At 49.3% G+C, this 17,095-nt stretch carries 19 protein-coding genes; 10 read left to right on the forward strand and 9 right to left on the reverse strand.

Features of this window, described 5'->3' with window-relative positions:
* Positions 1–25 precede the first annotated feature (25 nt).
* The 7 genes from AC50Y3_RS02935 (at position 26) to AC50Y3_RS02965 (ending at position 7,184) form a co-directional block, all read left to right on the forward strand.
* Entirely contained in the window at positions 26–904 is an 879-nt protein-coding gene (locus AC50Y3_RS02935) for an AraC family transcriptional regulator (protein WP_494817258.1), read from the forward strand.
* Between the two features lie 137 nt (positions 905–1,041).
* Complete coding sequence (locus AC50Y3_RS02940) at positions 1,042–1,653, forward strand: FMN-binding negative transcriptional regulator (RefSeq protein ID WP_494817259.1); 612 nt, start codon at positions 1,042–1,044, stop codon at positions 1,651–1,653.
* A gap of 37 nt (positions 1,654–1,690) precedes the next feature.
* Positions 1,691–2,947 carry a cytochrome P450 gene (locus tag AC50Y3_RS02945; RefSeq protein WP_494817260.1) on the forward strand — a complete coding sequence of 419 codons (1,257 nt, stop codon included), beginning with the start codon at positions 1,691–1,693 and terminating at the stop codon, positions 2,945–2,947.
* Positions 2,937–4,064 (forward strand): CHAP domain-containing protein, encoded by a 1,128-nt coding sequence (locus AC50Y3_RS02950; RefSeq protein WP_494817261.1) that lies wholly within the window; start codon positions 2,937–2,939, stop codon positions 4,062–4,064. The genes AC50Y3_RS02945 and AC50Y3_RS02950 overlap by 11 nt, the downstream gene beginning before the upstream one ends.
* Before the next feature lie 76 nt (positions 4,065–4,140).
* A complete protein-coding gene (speD, locus tag AC50Y3_RS02955; protein WP_494817262.1) occupies positions 4,141–4,953 on the forward strand; it encodes an adenosylmethionine decarboxylase in 813 nt (270 codons plus the stop codon).
* Positions 4,954–5,259: 306 nt separating this feature from the next.
* A complete protein-coding gene (locus AC50Y3_RS02960; RefSeq protein ID WP_494817263.1) occupies positions 5,260–6,564 on the forward strand; it encodes a hypothetical protein in 1,305 nt (434 codons plus the stop codon).
* A 338-nt stretch (positions 6,565–6,902) separates the two neighbouring features.
* Positions 6,903–7,184 carry a hypothetical protein gene (locus tag AC50Y3_RS02965; RefSeq protein WP_494817264.1) on the forward strand — a complete coding sequence of 94 codons (282 nt, stop codon included), beginning with the start codon at positions 6,903–6,905 and terminating at the stop codon, positions 7,182–7,184.
* A 51-nt stretch (positions 7,185–7,235) separates the two neighbouring features.
* On the opposite strand, the gene AC50Y3_RS02970 is transcribed toward AC50Y3_RS02965, so the two are convergent.
* The 6 genes from AC50Y3_RS02970 to AC50Y3_RS02995 all read right to left on the reverse strand — a co-directional run bounded on the left by AC50Y3_RS02970 (position 7,236) and on the right by AC50Y3_RS02995 (position 11,368).
* Positions 7,236–7,565 carry a DUF3992 domain-containing protein gene (locus tag AC50Y3_RS02970; RefSeq protein ID WP_494817265.1) on the reverse strand — a complete coding sequence of 110 codons (330 nt, stop codon included), beginning with the start codon at positions 7,563–7,565 and terminating at the stop codon, positions 7,236–7,238.
* A gap of 28 nt (positions 7,566–7,593) precedes the next feature.
* Positions 7,594–7,962 (reverse strand): DUF3992 domain-containing protein, encoded by a 369-nt coding sequence (locus AC50Y3_RS02975; RefSeq protein ID WP_494817266.1) that lies wholly within the window; start codon positions 7,960–7,962, stop codon positions 7,594–7,596.
* Positions 7,963–8,133: 171 nt separating this feature from the next.
* Positions 8,134–8,481: a bacillithiol system redox-active protein YtxJ gene (gene ytxJ / locus AC50Y3_RS02980; RefSeq protein WP_210658480.1), complete on the reverse strand. Its 348-nt coding sequence runs from the start codon at positions 8,479–8,481 to the stop codon at positions 8,134–8,136.
* A 96-nt stretch (positions 8,482–8,577) separates the two neighbouring features.
* Positions 8,578–10,515, reverse strand: a complete 1,938-nt coding sequence (locus AC50Y3_RS02985) for a glycosyl hydrolase family 18 protein (protein ID WP_494817267.1) — start codon at positions 10,513–10,515, stop codon at positions 8,578–8,580.
* Positions 10,516–10,651: 136 nt separating this feature from the next.
* On the reverse strand, positions 10,652–10,930 hold the full coding sequence (locus AC50Y3_RS02990; RefSeq protein ID WP_494817268.1) for a YxcD family protein: 279 nt from the start codon (positions 10,928–10,930) through the stop codon (positions 10,652–10,654).
* 3 nt (positions 10,931–10,933) lie between these two features.
* Positions 10,934–11,368: a hypothetical protein gene (locus AC50Y3_RS02995; protein ID WP_494817269.1), complete on the reverse strand. Its 435-nt coding sequence runs from the start codon at positions 11,366–11,368 to the stop codon at positions 10,934–10,936.
* A gap of 130 nt (positions 11,369–11,498) precedes the next feature.
* Here AC50Y3_RS02995 and AC50Y3_RS03000 point away from each other — a divergent pair, with 130 nt between their 5' ends.
* Positions 11,499–12,017, forward strand: coding sequence for a DUF309 domain-containing protein (locus AC50Y3_RS03000; protein ID WP_494817270.1), 519 nt, complete (start codon positions 11,499–11,501; stop codon positions 12,015–12,017).
* Between the two features lie 83 nt (positions 12,018–12,100).
* Here the strand turns inward: AC50Y3_RS03000 and AC50Y3_RS03005 are convergent, their stop codons facing one another.
* Both AC50Y3_RS03005 and AC50Y3_RS03010 read right to left on the reverse strand, forming a co-directional pair.
* Positions 12,101–12,673, reverse strand: coding sequence for a beta-class carbonic anhydrase (locus AC50Y3_RS03005; protein WP_494817271.1), 573 nt, complete (start codon positions 12,671–12,673; stop codon positions 12,101–12,103).
* Positions 12,674–12,726: 53 nt separating this feature from the next.
* Positions 12,727–13,047, reverse strand: a complete 321-nt coding sequence (locus tag AC50Y3_RS03010) for an iron-sulfur cluster biosynthesis family protein (protein WP_494817272.1) — start codon at positions 13,045–13,047, stop codon at positions 12,727–12,729.
* A gap of 118 nt (positions 13,048–13,165) precedes the next feature.
* Here AC50Y3_RS03010 and AC50Y3_RS03015 point away from each other — a divergent pair, with 118 nt between their 5' ends.
* Complete coding sequence (locus tag AC50Y3_RS03015) at positions 13,166–14,677, forward strand: carboxypeptidase M32 (protein WP_494817273.1); 1,512 nt, start codon at positions 13,166–13,168, stop codon at positions 14,675–14,677.
* Between the two features lie 74 nt (positions 14,678–14,751).
* On the opposite strand, the gene AC50Y3_RS03020 is transcribed toward AC50Y3_RS03015, so the two are convergent.
* The gene (locus AC50Y3_RS03020) at positions 14,752–15,600 is read right to left on the reverse strand and encodes a helix-turn-helix transcriptional regulator (protein ID WP_494817274.1); all 849 of its coding nucleotides are present in this window, start codon (positions 15,598–15,600) and stop codon (positions 14,752–14,754) included.
* A gap of 135 nt (positions 15,601–15,735) precedes the next feature.
* On the opposite strand from AC50Y3_RS03020, the gene fabF reads away from it, so the two are divergent.
* Positions 15,736–16,971, forward strand: a complete 1,236-nt coding sequence (gene fabF, locus AC50Y3_RS03025) for a beta-ketoacyl-ACP synthase II (protein WP_494817275.1) — start codon at positions 15,736–15,738, stop codon at positions 16,969–16,971.
* The last annotated feature ends 124 nt before the right edge of the window (positions 16,972–17,095 follow it).

The following is a 17,095-nucleotide window of genomic DNA, read 5'->3' on the forward strand; positions in this document are numbered from 1 at the left end:
TTAAAGTTGTAGGAGGGAGGAACTCATGAATTTGCTAGCAGACATGAATGGTGCCATTGCCTATATAGAGGACAATCTGAAGGAGGAGATTGACTTCAAAGAGGTCGCAAGGCTGGCGATGTGCTCCGAGTTTCATTTTAAACGGATGTTTTCATTCCTGGCAGGGGTGTCGTTGTCCGAATACATTCGTCGAAGACGACTTACACTTGCGGCATTCGAGCTGCAAAGCAGCAATGAAATGAAAATCATTGATATGGCCGTTAAATTCGGGTACAACTCACCGGATGCATTCACGAGAGCATTCCAAAGCTTGCATGGTCTAACGCCGACGGAAGCGCGAACCAAAGGTCAAACGTTAAAAGCGTTTCCTAGAATGACATTTCAATTAACGATTAAAGGAGGAGATGAAATGAATTTCCGTATCGTAGAGAAAGAAGCTTTCCGCATCGTAGGGCTGATGAGAAGAGTGCCTATTATTTTCAACGGCGTAAATCCGGAAATTGCGGCGATGTGGGGCAGCTTAACCGAAGAGAAAATTCAGATGCTGAAGAGTCTGTCTAATATATCTCCACAGGGCATGCTTAGTGCATCGACGAACTTCTCAGAAGAGCGTATGGAGGAAAAAGGCGAGCTCGATCATTATATCGGCGTCGCTACAACGCTCGAATGTCCGGAAGGTATGGCGAAGCTGGAAGTGGTTCCAAGTACATGGGCAGTGTTCGAAGCAGTCGGACCATTCCCTGACACGCTGCAAAATGTCTGGGGACGGATCTACTCCGAATGGTTCCCGTCATCGAGCTACGAACAAACGCAAGGTCCTGAGCTGTTATGGAACGAAAGTAAGGATATGACGTCACCGACCTTTAGAAGTGAGATTTGGATTCCGGTGCATAAGAGACGATAACTTGAAGGTTACAGGCGGATAGCACACATGCTATTCGCCTTTCTTGTTTTCATTCGTCCTCTCAAACCATGCAACTTTTAGCTGCCCGTTCACGTACTATGTGCATGTAAAAAATTAGAAAAGAGGAGGTGGAGCAGTTGTATATACCTAAATATTTCGAAGTGACGGACATTCCGGAGTTGGTTTCGTTCATCGACGCCCATAGCTTTGGCACGTTATTCTCGCAGACGAATGGAGAACCCTATGCGACACATTTACCTTTCCTAATCGAGCAAGATGAAAACGGCCATTATTATCTTCTTGGGCATATGGCGAAGACCAATCCACATTGGACTTATATAGAAGGCCAAGTGTTAGTTGTCTTTCAAGGTCCTCATACGTACATTTCTCCGACCTGGTATCAAGAGAAACGCACCGTCCCTACCTGGAATTATACAGCTGTTCATGTGTACGGCGAGTATATACCTGTCACCCTTCAAGATGAGCTTGCTGGGATCTTGAACCGAACCATCGCCAACTACGAAGCCTCCATGGAAAAACCGTGGACCACAGATATGCAGTCCTCCTTTAATGAGCAGCTCATGACTATGATTGTCGGATTCAAGATCAGAATCACGCGGTTTGAAGGCAAATGGAAATTAAGTCAGAATCATTCAGCGGAACGAAGGACGAAAGTGATCCAAGGGTTGAGACAATCATCGGATGTAAACGCGAATCGGATCGCGGACTTGATGGAGCAAAGGTTGTAAGTCCTTACCACAATACTGGAAATGGAGCGTGGCGCTGTTGCAAAATCAATCGCGTACCTTTGAAATCTCGGAAATCGCATCATGGTTTGGACCCTATAATGTTCAGGTGCATGATAATCCTTATCCGTTCTACAATTATCTACTCGAACACGAACCGGTTCGTTATCTGGAATGGCATAACTTCTGGGTTGTTTCCCGCTATGAGGACGTCAACCGCGTCTTGAAGGATCCGCTGTTTGTCCGCGAGAATCGAAATGCGATGCCTCAGCATCAGCAAGAGGAACAGCAGCCGCAGTCGCAAAATTCGCCTTGGGAGCCCGTTAATAACCTTCTTGATAACTGGATGCTGCTTCGTGACGCGCCAACACATACTAGACTGCGAGGGCTTGTCAGTCACTCCTTCACGCCTCGTTCCATGGAGCGGCTGAAGCAGAATATCCGGTCCATTGCGGAGCATCTTGCCGAGCAGATGGCCGAAGAGGATCAACCGGACCTCATCCATTCATTCGCTTTTCCATTACCGGTTATCGTCATTGCCGAAATGCTGGGGGTACCTCCCGAAGACCGCGAGATGTTTAAGGAATGGTCGCATATATTCGCAAGAATACTCGAAGGCGGCGGTGATCAAACCCCTGATTTCGCAGAGCAAGCGGTGCGAGCGGCTGTCGAAATTACAGACTACTTCCGCTGCTTGATTGCGGAACGAATGGTTTCGCCGCGCGAGGATATGATCAGCGATCTGCTTGCCGCAAAAGAACAAGCAGATGCGCTAACGGAGCAGGAGCTGATTGCTACTTGCGTATTGCTGCTGGTAGCCGGTCATGAGACCACCGTGAATTTGATTGGGAATACGATGCTTGCGCTGTTGAACCATCCGGAACAATATGCGCGGTTAATTGAACAACCTAATCTTATTCCTTCTGCGGTAGAAGAAGGGCTGCGTTATGAAAGTCCGGTGCAGATGACTTCACGACTTGCATCTGTCGATTACCAGCTCGGCGGGCAGACAATACGTCAAGGACAGGTTGTACAAGTGATGCTTGGTGCGGCGAACCGCGATCCGGCTCAGTTCGCGAATCCGAATCAATTCGATATCGGGCGTACGCCAAATCGCCATATGGCGTTTGCTTCGGGAGCTCATTTCTGCTTAGGTGCCCCGCTTGCTCGATTAGAAGGCGAAATCGCGCTGGCTGCGATGCTGAAACATTATCCGCAGATGCGTTTTGCGGATGCTGCTCCGAATTGGCGCCATAATGTGCTGTTCCGTGGCATGGGTACGATGCATGTACGCTGAAGTGGGAGCGGGTTCACAGCATGCCCGGTATGAAAGTATACGAATAACGCTGAATGACATGTTGAAGTCAGTAGATAGCGCAGCGTTTCGGGAAGAAGCATGCACGTATTTGCATGGTGTGTCTACTTTCGCGTCAGTCCTCGCATTAAAGAGAGGGTATAATCAAGAGCTCGCTGCAATTGCAGGTCTGCTTCATCATTATTATTACTACAAAACCGGCATTTCTGACTTTCCCGGCGTTAATAGCGCTGAAGCCGTAAGGCCGTTAATTCGCGATATGGGTTTGTTTAGTCAGGAAGAGCTGCATACCATCATTCATGCGATTTGTTACCACGGCGAGTGGGGTCAGGTCCATGGACCCTATGACGAAATCGTCAAGGATGCAGTCGTATTGCAGCGGTATTTTCAACAATCAAGTCGTGCTATCTCGGGCCGGCAAGGTGGGACACGGCTTACACGGGTATTAAACGAGCTTACGCTTCCAAATGGGAATGTGGCCGTTGAGGTTGGTACGCCTATAGAAGCGGTTCTTGGCGGCGATCTGGATAAAAGAACCCTACTTGCTGATATTGCCGAACAGCTGGCTTCTCAACATGTTATCGGGGTACCGGGTGATCGAAGCTACCGGGAGATTTGCCGGTATTGGCCGGACGCGGATATTTATAACGTGCTCAAAGGCAGCTGGTGTGCGGCTTTCGTGTACCACTGCTGCAGGCTTGCCGGAATTCTGCTACCGATTCGTTACCCGAATAGTGTGTGTCGGTTCGCCGGCGTAGGGGCGTGGCTGGAATGGTCACAGCTGCCCGAGAATGAGTTTTTCTATCGCGAAGGGCAAAATGGTTTCACACCTCAGCGGGGCGATATCGTCATCTACGAGAAGCTGCTGTCTGAACATGCGCATGATCATATCGGGATTGTACTCGCATGTGATGCTGATGAAATACTTGTAGCCGAAGGGAATCGGGACAATCAGAATTACTCCTGCGTGTTCCGTAGGGATCGCGCGGTGTGCATCCTCGGTTATGTCCGAATCGATAATCGCTATTCGTATCATTATGAAGGAGAATTTGACCCTCTGGGTTTACAGAAGAAGAAAAATAATCCGATTCCGGGATAGAAGCCGTCCGGACTTCCCATTCTAAGTGTAGCTGTTTATTTCCGCGCCGGAGGCGTTACACTTAGGGGGAGCTCATTTGCACTTAACATCGGAGCAGCGCATTACGCTGCATGGCTTTAACAATTTGACCAAATCATTAAGCTTCAACATGTATGATATTTGCTTTACAAAAACGAAAGAAGAACGTGAATCGTATATCGCTTACATAGACCAGCAATATAATGCGGATCGACTGACCTCGATATTGAAAACGGTAGCCGAAATTATCGGCGCCCATGTGCTGAATGTTGCCCAGCAGGATTATGAGCCGCAAGGGGCAAGCGTAACGATGCTTGTATCGGAAGGTCCGCTCGAGCAGGCGACACATGAATCGTTCGAGGAATCGCCCGGACCGGTTCCAAATGGCGTTGCCATGCATTTGAATACAAGCCATATCACCGTGCATACGTATCCCGAGTACCATCCGGATGAAGGCATCAGCACGTTCCGTGCAGATATTGACGTCTCCACTTGCGGTGAGATTTCCCCACTTAAAGCGCTGAACTATCTCATTCGCTCGTTTGATACCGATATTATGATTATCGATTACAGAGTAAGGGGATTTACGCGCGATATCCACGGCCACAAGCTGTTTATCGACCACGAAATCAGCTCGATTCAGAGCTATATCCCGGAAGAAATTCAAGACTTGTATCAGATGATTGACGTGAATGTGTATCAGGAAAATATTTTTCACACGAAATGCAAGCTGCGGGAATTTGATCTGAACAACTACTTGTTCGGGTACACGAAGGATACGCTTAGCAAGGAAGAGCAGCTGGAAATTGAGAAAAGCGTCAAGTGGGAAATGGACGAGATTTTCTATGGGAAAAATATGGTGTTTGCTTAGCTGCAAATGTAATGGCGGGATAAATGCAGGATATGGCGCGGGGTAGTAAGGGTAAGCAGTGACTGGGCAGGTGCAGAGTAAGGCGGTTGCTGAAGCGAGGCAGAGAATAGGTGAATGCAAGCAATAGCGGAGTTGAAGCTTGCCACATAGGTGGCAGGCTTTTTTTGTTGTGGCTTGTTAAATAGCCAAATTTTGTGCTCCACAGGCTTGAGTACAAGCGATGAATGATAATGACCATTTACTAGTAATAGAGAAATTTTAGAACTAGTAGATTGTTTAGGTAAAGGGGACGGAGGGACAGAAATCATGCCAAACGGAAACTCTAAATCGGGCGACGTTTACCTAGAAAGCGCGCTGCGCAGACATTGTTCCTGCTCAGGCTCTTCTGTTTTGAGCTGCAATGGGCTCTCGAATGGAGGAGGCGGACAATGCTGCCCGATATGTCCGACAGGGGCGACAGGGGCGACAGGTGTGACAGGGGCAACGGGAGCAACAGGTGCGACTGGAGCGACAGGTGCGACTGGAGCGACTGGAGTGACGGGAGCGACGGGTGCGACTGGGGGGACAGGTGCGACAGGGGCGACGGGAGCAACGGGTCCGACGGGAGCGACGGGAGCAACGGGAGCGACGGGGGCGACAGGAGCTACGGGAGCGACAGGGGCGACAGGGGGGACGGGAGCGACAGGGGCGACTGGAGCGACGGGGGCGACAGGAGCTACGGGAGCGACAGGGGCGACAGGGGCTACGGGAGCCACGGGAGCCACTGGGGGGACGGGAGCAACAGGTGCGACGGGAGCGAATGGTGCGACGGGTGCGACTGGAGCGACAGGGGCAACGGGAGCGACGGGAGCAACGGGAGCGATGGGTGCGACAGGGGCGACTGGAGCGACGGGAGCAACGGGTGCGATGGGTGCGACAGGGGCGACAGGAGCTACGGGAGCGATGGGTGCGACGGGGGCGACGGGTGCGACAGGAGTGACGGGAGCAACGGGAGCGATGGGTGCGACAGGGGCGACAGGTGCGACAGGGGCGACGGGTGCGACAGGGGCGACTGGTGCAACAGGGGCAACGGGTGCGACGGGAGCGACGGGGGCGACTGGAGTGACGGGCGACACAGGGCCGAATTTTGCAGCAACTGGCTTTTCTGCGTTCTTAGCTACGCTTTCTATAACGACCAGTACGCAACTTACGAACTGGTCTATCGCGAGTCCTTATTATGGAAATGCAGCCTTTAACGCGACGACGGGGAATTTCACGGTGCCGGTTACGGGCAGATATGCGATCAAAGCAACCATCAACTATATTACAACTGCCGCAGTTTCCGTGACCCTTGGCGCTGGCATCAATCCTTTTTTTGCAGTGCAGCGTACTGCGCCGACGGCGACCAATTTAGTAAGCGGTCTTCTCCCCGTGCTAAATGTGAACGTGGTTTTGGTGTTAACTTTAAGAGCTGTACTCGGAAATGGTGAGATCACGCTGGCAGGCGACGTCGCGCTTACAGCCGGCGATGTCGTGGGATTATTTTACAATTCCGATGGGTTAACGATATCAATCAATATAGGAAGCGGGGCTACGCGAGGCGTTGTTTGGTCGATGCATGAACTGACCTAACAGAAAGTGGAAATAATATCTGCTTACGAATGGCAATGAGTGGAGAACAGGCATTTAATATCAGAAAGGCTTCTTAATTTAGGTTCCGGAAAGAGGGGAGTATGCTGAACAGGACATTATGTCGCAAGAAGCAGCCCTCTAACCGTATAAGAAAAAAATGTGAGCCACCCAAAAAATGCATTCATCGGCACAGAAGAAAGTGGCGATCGCACCCATCGCCTTTATGTCCGCCGCAAACCAATAATGTCATCCTTCCGCAGCCGCCTTATGTATATCCTCAGGATCCACCTACGAAGAAAACATCCTTCAGCTTAGAGAAAGAATGCTGTGGAAGCCTAATGGTCCAAGGAGAACAGCCCGAATTTCAACTATGGGAGCTGGATGTGGTCTCTTATCTTACGGTGACCCAAATAAGCATTTTCTCAAGCGCCAGCAGCACGCAAGCTCTTGAAGTCGATATTGAAGGGGTAGAGACAAAGCGCATGACCGTGCCGCCTGGCAGTACGGTTAATTATATCGGGCAAGTAATTAGAGCGGTTCGTATTCCAACACAAGGCAATGAATCCACGTATATTGAGGGGAAATATGTTATATCGACTACACTTTCGCTCTCAAGCTGACAATGAAAAAGGCGGTTCTCCAACATAAACTGGGGAGCCGCCTTAAACACGTTAGAGGTTGTAACGGATGGTGATACAAAACTCGCCGGTCGCCGCTGCTGTTGCCGTTAAGGTAATCGTATCAAAACGACCTACAGTAAATGATGTACTGCTTCCTGCAGGTATAATGATCGTTTGAATGGTAGCCGCATTTCGGAGAAAGTTGACCGTGATCGGTCCTGTACTGGATTCGATTTTGACATACCCCGTGCCCGTAATGATCTGAGATAAATTATCTGCATAAACGGTTTGGGTACCGGCAGCCGTAAACTGCCAGTTCGTACAAACCTTATCTTGCACCATGACTTTGTCCGAACAACAACTAAGTGCCGAATTGCACATTTACATATCCCTCCTCTAGTTGAAAACTCTAAACGGTATAACGGGTAGTAATACAGAATTCACCCTGATAATTACCAGCGGTTGTTCCCGGTAATGTTAGCCGGATAGAACCGAAACGGCGGTAAGTAAAAGCAAAACTCATGCCAGGAGTAAGGGTAATGGGGGTAATCATCGGCGCACCTGCGCTATTAAGTACATCTAAAACGATGTCATCCGGTCCAACATCATATTGGATATAACCGGTTCCCACCAAATTTTGACTTATATTATTGACATAGATGATGAGCAACACATCGGTTGCTACGACGGTACCGCTCCATGGGGTACATACTTTGTCTTGCACATATTCATCATTCGCACAGCAGGTTAATGCTGTTACAGAATTATCGCATGCCATAGTTAGAAACCTCCGATCCATATTTCTAACTAATTAATGCACGCTTTAGCCTGCTCGCTTGGACATTTGTCATAGGAACTTCTAATATATGGTTTATGTTCAAGAGATGAACATCACAAAAAAGCCCCCTGACCCAAGCGTCTTTACGCTTCAATCAGGGGGCTTCATGGATTAGTTCATTACCGCAGACATATGCGCTTCCGTAATGGACCAATGGGATGCAGTCCAATATTTCGCTTTATCCTTGATTAGGATTACCTGCGGGGATTCATGCTTAACCGAAGTATCTTCCGCAATTTGGTTCGACACCGGACGGGATTCAATGACCTTGACCAGAACAAAGTCCGTGTCAGCTGAAGCAGCCTCGTTATTCTTCAAGTAATTCGAGAACTCCGTGTACGCATTAGCGCTTACCGGACATGTCGTACTGTGCTTGAACACGACCAATGGACGTGAGCTGGATGCTTCAAATGCCGCATTCCACTCATCGAGGGATTGTATTTCTTTTAAATTGGACATACAGCAGTCTCCTAACGGTTATGAAGTGAATGGCCGAACAAGATCTTCAATATCATACCATACCGAGATACCGAAGTACCACTTGGCCAGTCGCTTCTACTTGAGCTGGAGGAGCATGGTCCACAAATCTGCTTGCTCGTAACCGAGACGCCATGCGGCAACGCCGGCTAAATCGTATTTCTTCGCAATGTTGACGCGTGCCTTCACGGTGTCGGCAGTTTCTGCCCAGAATACATGCGTATATCCATCTTGATCCATATATTGGTATTTCCATTGACCAGCTGTAGCATCAAACGTGCGAGTAGCGCCTTGTTCAGCGATGATACGGGGCAGCTCACTCATATAGATGGCTTTGTTGTCCACCAGTTTACCTGTTGCATCAATACGCCATTCCCGCACGTAGAACGGGATGCCGAGCATCAGCTTGCTGCGCGGAACGCCATAGGCAAGAAATTGCTTAACGCCATCCTCAACCCAAGTCAATTCAGCAACGGATCCAGCTTCATCGCTGCCTTTCCAGTGTTGGTCATAGGCCATAACCATAATCATATCTACAATTTCGGCGAGAGCACGGTGATCGTAGGCGGTTTTGGCATCCCAGCTTACGTCGCCTCTTGGCAAATCGATGGAAACCGATAAACCGGCTTTGTGCGCTGCGTTTGTAAGCGTACGAACGAATTCGGTGTATAAGTCACGATCTTTACCCGCCATGCCTTCAAAATCGATATTAACACCATCGACACCAAGTGCAGCTAGCTTACTAACGAGGGTGGTGATGAATGTATTGGTTGCTGATGCATTCCGCAGAAATGCACTTGTCAGTGCCGCGTCAAACTGATTGCTTACGAGAGGAGTCAGCTTGATTCCGGAAGCCTTCATCGTTTGAACCAATGCCGGATCCGAAGTGTCCGTAAAGGTACCATCAGCACTCGCAAGCTCAAACCATGATGGAGAATCTACATCAAGTCCTTGTGTTTTGCTGACTTGATCCAGTACGGTCGCTGTACGGGACGTTCCGTTCCACCCGACAAGCTGGAGCGCTTTCTTATTGTTCCAGATTGGTCGGAGGTCTGTTGTCATTACCGTTGAACCTGCATACGAATTGGCAAAATCGATTGCACCTTTGCGCGTGTGGAAAGCGCGCAGCTTCTGGTCGCCTTGATAAACCGCCAGATAAGGAACATTCGTCCACCATGTGAGTCCGTTTTTCACTACAGACGCGCCGGACAACGATTTGGCATACTGAATCGCACTTTGAACGCTATAGTAGGAGGCCAGAACCGGTCCGGATTGGACGACTGTAAAAGTTGGGATATTGCTATGTACGATTTGACCTGTAGTTGTATTTACCACACTGCTCCGTGATACTTTGAAAGAAGCACGGATCGCATCTAACAAGAAGCTGTAAGCCGGTGCGCTATCTTGAACGCTGTCAGTTACAATGCTGTAGGTTAGCGGCGCTTTGCGCTGAGCGGCTTTCTGTGCTTCAGTAAGGTTATCCCATACCCACTGATTGGTTGCCAGCTCGATAATATGGATGTTGCCGTAAGGTTTTGCTGCTTTCTTCGCATCGGCTAGGGTCACGAACGACCAGTTCGCCAGCGTTTTATCGCCTTGATACATTTGGTAGTTTGGATAAGTGCTTTGAATGAATCCGGGCTTCTCTAAGTCGCGGATTTGTGCAAAACGAGCTTTGCTGGCAAAGCGCTGCGCTTCAGTCAGTGTACGGAATTCCCGACCGCTTGATGTAACACCGTTCTCGTAAACCTTATACCTCGGAAGATTGTCCCAAACCCATTCCCGATTCGCGATTTTTTCCACATGTGTGTACGTAAATTGCTTAGCGTAAGCAACAGCGCTGCTCTCGGCAGCAAATTCCTTCATGGCAGCATCGTTGTGGTAGACACGAAATTTAGTCGTGTTGTCTGCGGATGCACCGGCAGCATCACTATTGGTCGTTGATATCGTCGACAAAATAGCTTGAATAGCCAGAACAGCGGCGATAATAAACGTCCATTTGTTACGAATAACCATCTGCTTATCGAACACTCCTCTCTGAATCTACTCTATTAGACGTAGAATAGGGGAGGAGGTTGCGAAGAAAATGACATTTTCCGATATTTACAAACAAAAAACGGGATTCGGCGCTTCCGCGCCAATCCCGTTTCGACTAATCCTCAATATCCGCCCAAAACTCTTCATCCGCATCCAATGTAATCTGCGATCGGAATTTACGAAGCTGATACTGCTTTAACAAATATTGCTCAATGGCTTCCAGCAAGTTCGCTTCCACCAAATATTGACTGCGTCCCTGAATCCAAACCTCCGCTGTATAACCGTATTCTTCATCCCATGACAGCTGTACTTCAACATCCGTCGGAGAGACGCCTCTACGTTCTGCCATATGGAGGCAAACAGCGTTAATAATCTCATCCGTATAGATTCTCATCGCTTAGTAAGGTCTCCGCTGATCGGGATGGGAGGGTTTGTTGCGATTCTTGAAGTAATGGAATATACCCCGTATCGCGACAATGATAATATAGATAGCTATCACATTAATGATTAATCCGAACATGTCTCCGAGGAAACCGAGATTGCCGAACATACCGCCGAACAACAAACCTGCAAGTCCGCCAATCATAAGTCCCTTCATAAAGCTGCCGCCGCTGAAGAAACCGCGTTTGCCTGTAGTGGATGCTGCCCCTGATTTCGTCGTCCCGCTTGTCCCGCCTGTACTTTTCGTAACATTGTCAGCAGGTTTGGAAGGGGTTGACGTGTAACTCTTCTTCGGTGAAGAAAACTTGCCCCGTGGCTTCGCATCAGCTGACCCTGCGCTGAACGCGAAAAAAAGCGTGAAAGCCATCAGCAATAATAAACCCTTTTTCATCTGTGTGTCTCCTCCTGATTTGCTGCTAAACAGCTTATATTGCCATTCAGTACAATTACGTCTAATATAATCAAAGGTTTCAGTTTTCATTCTCTTTTTACGAATGATTTTACGGAAATGGGGGATATACGTGCAATCGAAGCAATATCCGGCGGCATATGAGTCGTTTCTATACGAGTTTCATGCAACTCGAGATTATTTTGAATGCCATGAATTGCTCGAGGAATATTGGAAGGAGCATACCGGCGACCAGTTAGACTCGACGTGGGTTGGGCTCATTCAGATTGCAGTCGGATCCTATCATCATAGAAGGCAGAATAATCGAGGTGCGCTGAAAATCTTGCGTCAAGCCGAGCAGCGACTTAACGCGCAGCAGCTGCATGAAGTTGGTTTGAACGGCGAGCAGCTGATCGCGATGATTGTTGAAAGAATCCAGGCCATCGAAGGTTCTGAGCCGTTCGTAGATATGAATTTGCCGTTTGTTGATCCGGAATTGCACGCACGATGTGTGAGGGCAGCGGAGCGGGAAGGGTATGTGTGGGGAGCGACAAGCCGTATGGATGAAGCGCTTATTAACCGCCACACGCTTCGTGATCGTAGTGACGTAATTGCCGCGCGCGCAGCTGCAGCGAAGGAGAAGAAACGGTAGCATGCCAATAGAAAAAGCTTAGCCATCAAGCGCTGCGCATAGTGCGGCAGTCTTGGCGGCTAAGCTTTTTTGATATCGATGAATTATTCGGCAGCAGGCTCGTAGCCGTTGACAATCAGATCCAGTTTGCCTGTCTCCGGATGGATAATCAAGCCATGCACCGGGGTATGAGCAGGCAGCAATGGATGATTCTTAATGATACCAACGCTTCGCTCAACGCTCTCCTGTACGTTATCGAAGCCGGTCAGCCAGCGTTCCAGGTGCATACCCGAATTGCGAAGCGTGCGAATGGTTTCGTCGGTTACACCGGCATCAAGCATATGTGAAATCACCAGTTCGGGGTTGAGACCCGTCATCCCGCATTCGTGATGTCCGATTACGACGACCTCATCGGCGCCCAGCTCATATACGGCAACGAGAATACTCCGCATAATGTTGCCGAAGGGCTGCGTCACGATGGCACCGGCGTTCTTAATAATCTTCGCATCGCCATTACGCAAATTTAGCGCCTTCGGCAGCATCTCGGTAAGTCTAGTGTCCATACACGTTACGATGACCATCTTCTTGTGCGGGAATTTATCCGTCAAATATTTCTCGTACTCGCGATTGGCAACAAATTGCTCATTAAAGGCTAGAATGTCATTAATATTACTCATTGGTTTCCCTCCTACCCAAGATAAAAAAATGCTTTCTCTATTTGTAAATCATTTTACACTTTCATGAACCGCAAGTTGGCGGTATAAATCTGGCTGTCGCTCTTTAAGCTGAACGAATGGCGTGCTTCATTATAATCAATTTTGAGGTTGGGCTCGAAGAACACCTCATAACGGGGTTCGTACCATACGGAATAGGGAGTTCCGCTGCCTAATCGATCGTCCGGATGTGCTTGATCGAGAAGCTGCAAGGTCGGGACGCCGCTGACAACGCAGCCGCAGCCTTCCGTGTCGTACAGTAGCTTAAGATGCTTACCGCCGCCTTGCATATAAGGAGACAATTGCTCGATAGCTGATGATGTAAATGAAAATTGCATGTCAAAACTCCTTTCATAGAGGTTGCGTACAAAGCCAGGATTAGGTTGATTATACGGTTTGCAAAAAGTATGATCAAGTAGTAGCGGGTAAACGTTATGGAAAGGTGATGACAGTTTGATGACAAATAGCACAGCAGTATTGGAATTGTTTGTAGAACGGATCGGACTTATCAAAAGTTACGAGGAGTCACTTGCACTGCTCTCGTGGGATTTACGTACCGGCGCTCCGCGCAAAGGTATGGATGTTCGATCGCAATCGATCGGTAATTTGTCCGGTCAAATGTTCAAGCTGGCAACTGCTCCGGAGCTTGGCGAATGGCTGACAGCACTGGAAGAGCCAAGTGCATATGAAGGTCTGAATGAGGTTCATAAGCGTCTGGTGACTGAGACCCGTAAGGAATATGACCGCAGCGTGAAGATTCCGCCTAAGATGTATCAGGATTACGTGGTGCTTACCTCGCAAGCGGAAACTTTCTGGGAAGAGGCCAAAGCGAACAACGACTACGCGTCGTTTGAACCCTATCTGGATAAGATCATTACATACACAAATCAATTCATCGACCTATGGGGCGTTAAAGGTACACGCTACGACACGCTTCTGGATATGTATGAGCCGGGAATGACCACGGAAGAGCTGGACCGCGTGTTCGGGGGACTCCGCGAGAAGCTCGTACCGCTATCTGCCGCAATTGCCGCTTCGCCGCATCAGCCGGAAACGGGTTTCTTGAAGCAGACGTACGCGAAGGATGCGCAGAAGAAATTCAGCAAATTTATTTTAGATCAAATGGGCTTCGACTTTAACGGCGGCAGACTTGACGAAAGCGCGCATCCGTTTGCAACCGGTCTTAATCCGGGGGATGTGCGGATTACGACGCGTTATCTTAAAGATGACGTGACCAGCGCGTTGTTTGGTACGATCCATGAAGGCGGACATGCGCTATATGAACAAAATATTCGCCAAGACCTGATCGGTACAACGCTCTGCACTGGGACGTCGATGGGTATCCACGAATCGCAATCCCGCTTCTGGGAAAATGTGATCGGCCGCAGCTTAAACTTCTGGAGCCGTTACTACGGTGATTTGCAGGAGCATTTCCCGAATCAGCTTGAAGTCCCGATGGAAGATTTCTATCGCGCAACGAATGTCGTGCAGCCGTCTCTCATTCGGATTGAAGCAGACGAGCTGACGTACAACCTGCATATTATCATTCGGTATGAGATGGAGAAGCTGATCTTTAATGAAGGTGTGAAAGCATCCGAGCTTCCAAAGCTATGGAATGAGAAATATAAAGAATACCTAGGCATTGAACCGCCAACGGATGCAGAAGGAGTTCTTCAGGATGTGCACTGGTCCGGCGGGGCATTCGGTTACTTCCCATCCTATTCCCTTGGCAATATGTATGCTGCCCAAATCACAGATACTCTTGAGCGCGAAATGCCGAACTTCTGGGAAAATGTCGAGAAAGGCAATCTGCATCCGATTAAAGACTGGCTGACAGATAAAGTATATCAGTACGGTAAGCTGAGAACGCCGTCCGAGCTGATCAACGACATTACGGGTAAACCGCTTGATCCCGATTACTTGGTTAAATATTTAGAGAAAAAATACGCTGCAATTTATAAGCTGTAACAATCGGCGTAGAAGAGAGGCCGCTGCTTGCGAGAAATCGCAGGCAGCGGTCTTTTTCTATAGTGGAGCGGGTGCTATTCGGCAGATTCCTTGGCCATCAGTTGCTCTAACTTCCACTCGGTCATGGAATCCGGTGCCGGGGTATAGATGCTGCAGCGCAGGTCGGTTTCGCCATGTACCTGCAGGGACGTAAGCTGAAAGTGCATCTTGCCTGCCTTGGCATGCCGAAATTCGATTAGAACTTCCGGAGCGGCACTTACCTGGCTCTTCTCCCAAAGTGCGGCAAAGTCTGATTGGGTCTGTTTCATTCGGCTGAGGAAATGCTCATACCATTCATCGTCCACATACTGTCCGTAATATGCACGGAAAATAGCAAGAAAACCGCTGACGAAATGCTCCCAATTCCCTGCCAGCCTTCTAAATTCCTGACGTTCAAACAGAAGCGCGATCATATTGCGCTCAGAGGGAGGAAGCTGCTCGAAATTCATAAACACATGTGAGGCCGCCTCATTCCATCCGACGATCTGGCAATGCCGATCCGAAATTATAGTAGGACAGCTGCGAAGCTCCTGCAGGATGCGGCGCAGTGAAGGGCTGATTTGCGCTGTTTCTTCCAATATGCCGCTTGGACCTGTTCCGCTTTCGAGTGCTAAGGCGTATAGATATTTTCGCTCATCGGAAGTTAGGCGCAGTGCCGTCGATATTGCATCAAGCACAGACATGGACGCTTTAATATCTCGTCCTTGCTCAAGCCAGGTGTACCAGGTATGGCTAACACCTGCCAGCTGCGCGACTTCTTCTCTTCGCAAGCCCGGTGTCCTTCTGCGTCCGCCGGCTGGTAATCCTACTGCTTCAGGGGAGAGCGATGTTCGCTTTGCTTTGAGGAACGACGATAGCGCCTGGAGCCGGGATCGATTGTTCAATGTTCATCACTCCGTCTTCAAGGATGCTTCTAGTATGGTGTTAATTATACTAGGATAAACGACAACTTGTAATAGGATAACGAATATGACACCATAGCATCACAAGAGAGAAGATTCCAAGGAGGTAGGTAAACGATGGAAAGAGTAGTTGTAACCGGAATGGGGATTATTTCGCCGCTAGGGTCTGATGTGGATACTTATTGGGAGGCATTGAAGAGCGGGCAGTCCGGCATAAGGCCGATAGATCGGTTTAACGTTACGCGCCATAAGGCGAAGATTGCCGGTACCGTGGTAGATTTCGATGCGGAAGAGTTGTTTGGGCGCAAAGAAGCCAGACGTATGGATCGATTCTGTCAGTTCGCGCTGGCAGCTGCAGATCAGGCTTGGGCGGATGCCGGCCTTCAGAAGGAAGAAGTGGATGCGGAACGCATTGGCGTCTACGTGGGCTCGGGCATCGGCGGCATCGAAACCCTTCTTCAGCAGGATGCGATTCTGCAAGAACGCGGCCCGGAACGCATTAGCCCAACGTTGGTGCCGATGATGATATCGAACATGGCTGCGGCGATGATCAGCATCCGTTACGGTACTCATGGTCCGACGCTATCTCCGGTAACCGCATGTTCGATCGGCAATACAGCCATTGGGGAAGCCTTCCGACTAATCCGAAGCGGAGCAGCGGATATTGTGATTGCGGGCGGTGCAGAAGCGGCTATAACGGAAATCTCTTTAGCTAGTTTCGGCAACGCGACTTCCTTGTCGACACGCAATGAGGAGCCGCACAAAGCAAGCAGGCCGTTTGATCAAGGGCGTGACGGCTTCGTGATGGCGGAAGGTGCGGGGATTGTGATTTTGGAATCGGAAGCCCATGCGAAACGTAGAAATGCGCGCATTCATGCAGAGGTTGTCGGTTATGGTGCAAGCTCAGATGCGTATCATATGGTAGCGACTCATCCGGAAGGATACGGACCCTATCTGGCTATGAAGGCAGCACTTCGCGAGGCCGCAGTCGATTCTAATCAGGTAGATGTCATCTTTGCCCATGCAACGAGCACACATATTGGGGATTTATCGGAGACGATTGCGATTAAACGAGTATTCGGAGAGCAAGCCGGCCACATTCCGATTTCCGCGATCAAATCCATGACAGGTCATATGCTGGGCGCTGCGGGCGGCGCACAAGCGATTGCGTTGATGAAGAGCCTTCAGGAAGGCATCATCCCGCCGACGATCAATCAGGAGAATCAAGATCCGGATTGCGATCTGGATTATGTACCGAATCGTGCAAGGCAGGCTGACCTGCAAATTGGCGTGAGTAATTCATTTGGTTTTGGCGGACATAATGCCGTCGTTGTGTTCAAGTCTTATAGTTGACTCGCCTCTTAGGAGAGGGGTACGATAGTGCTAAAATAAGCTGGGACTCTCTCGTCCGCCACATCTCATCTCGTTCGTGCTGGGAGCTGCGTGAGCGTAGAATGTCAGTTATCGGCTATCGTAC

This window comes from Paenibacillus sp. J22R98, assembly GCF_059383835.1.

Bases quoted from the DNA above. Each gene is read 5' to 3' on its own strand.
- AC50Y3_RS02935 (WP_494817258.1), top strand. From the start codon at position 26: ATGAATTTGCTAGCAGACATGAATGGTGCCATTGCCTATATAGAGGAC.
- AC50Y3_RS02950 (WP_494817261.1), top strand. From the start codon at position 2,937: ATGTACGCTGAAGTGGGAGCGGGTTCACAGCATGCCCGGTATGAAAGT.
- AC50Y3_RS02960 (WP_494817263.1), top strand. From the start codon at position 5,260: ATGCCAAACGGAAACTCTAAATCGGGCGACGTTTACCTAGAAAGCGCG.
- AC50Y3_RS02965 (WP_494817264.1), top strand. From the start codon at position 6,903: ATGGTCCAAGGAGAACAGCCCGAATTTCAACTATGGGAGCTGGATGTG.
- AC50Y3_RS02970 (WP_494817265.1), bottom strand. From the start codon at position 7,565: ATGTGCAATTCGGCACTTAGTTGTTGTTCGGACAAAGTCATGGTGCAA.
- AC50Y3_RS02975 (WP_494817266.1), bottom strand. From the start codon at position 7,962: ATGGCATGCGATAATTCTGTAACAGCATTAACCTGCTGTGCGAATGAT.
- ytxJ (WP_210658480.1), bottom strand. From the start codon at position 8,481: ATGTCCAATTTAAAAGAAATACAATCCCTCGATGAGTGGAATGCGGCA.
- AC50Y3_RS02985 (WP_494817267.1), bottom strand. From the start codon at position 10,515: ATGGTTATTCGTAACAAATGGACGTTTATTATCGCCGCTGTTCTGGCT.
- AC50Y3_RS02990 (WP_494817268.1), bottom strand. From the start codon at position 10,930: ATGAGAATCTATACGGATGAGATTATTAACGCTGTTTGCCTCCATATG.
- AC50Y3_RS02995 (WP_494817269.1), bottom strand. From the start codon at position 11,368: ATGAAAAAGGGTTTATTATTGCTGATGGCTTTCACGCTTTTTTTCGCG.
- AC50Y3_RS03005 (WP_494817271.1), bottom strand. From the start codon at position 12,673: ATGAGTAATATTAATGACATTCTAGCCTTTAATGAGCAATTTGTTGCC.
- AC50Y3_RS03010 (WP_494817272.1), bottom strand. From the start codon at position 13,047: ATGCAATTTTCATTTACATCATCAGCTATCGAGCAATTGTCTCCTTAT.
- AC50Y3_RS03015 (WP_494817273.1), top strand. From the start codon at position 13,166: ATGACAAATAGCACAGCAGTATTGGAATTGTTTGTAGAACGGATCGGA.
- fabF (WP_494817275.1), top strand. From the start codon at position 15,736: ATGGAAAGAGTAGTTGTAACCGGAATGGGGATTATTTCGCCGCTAGGG.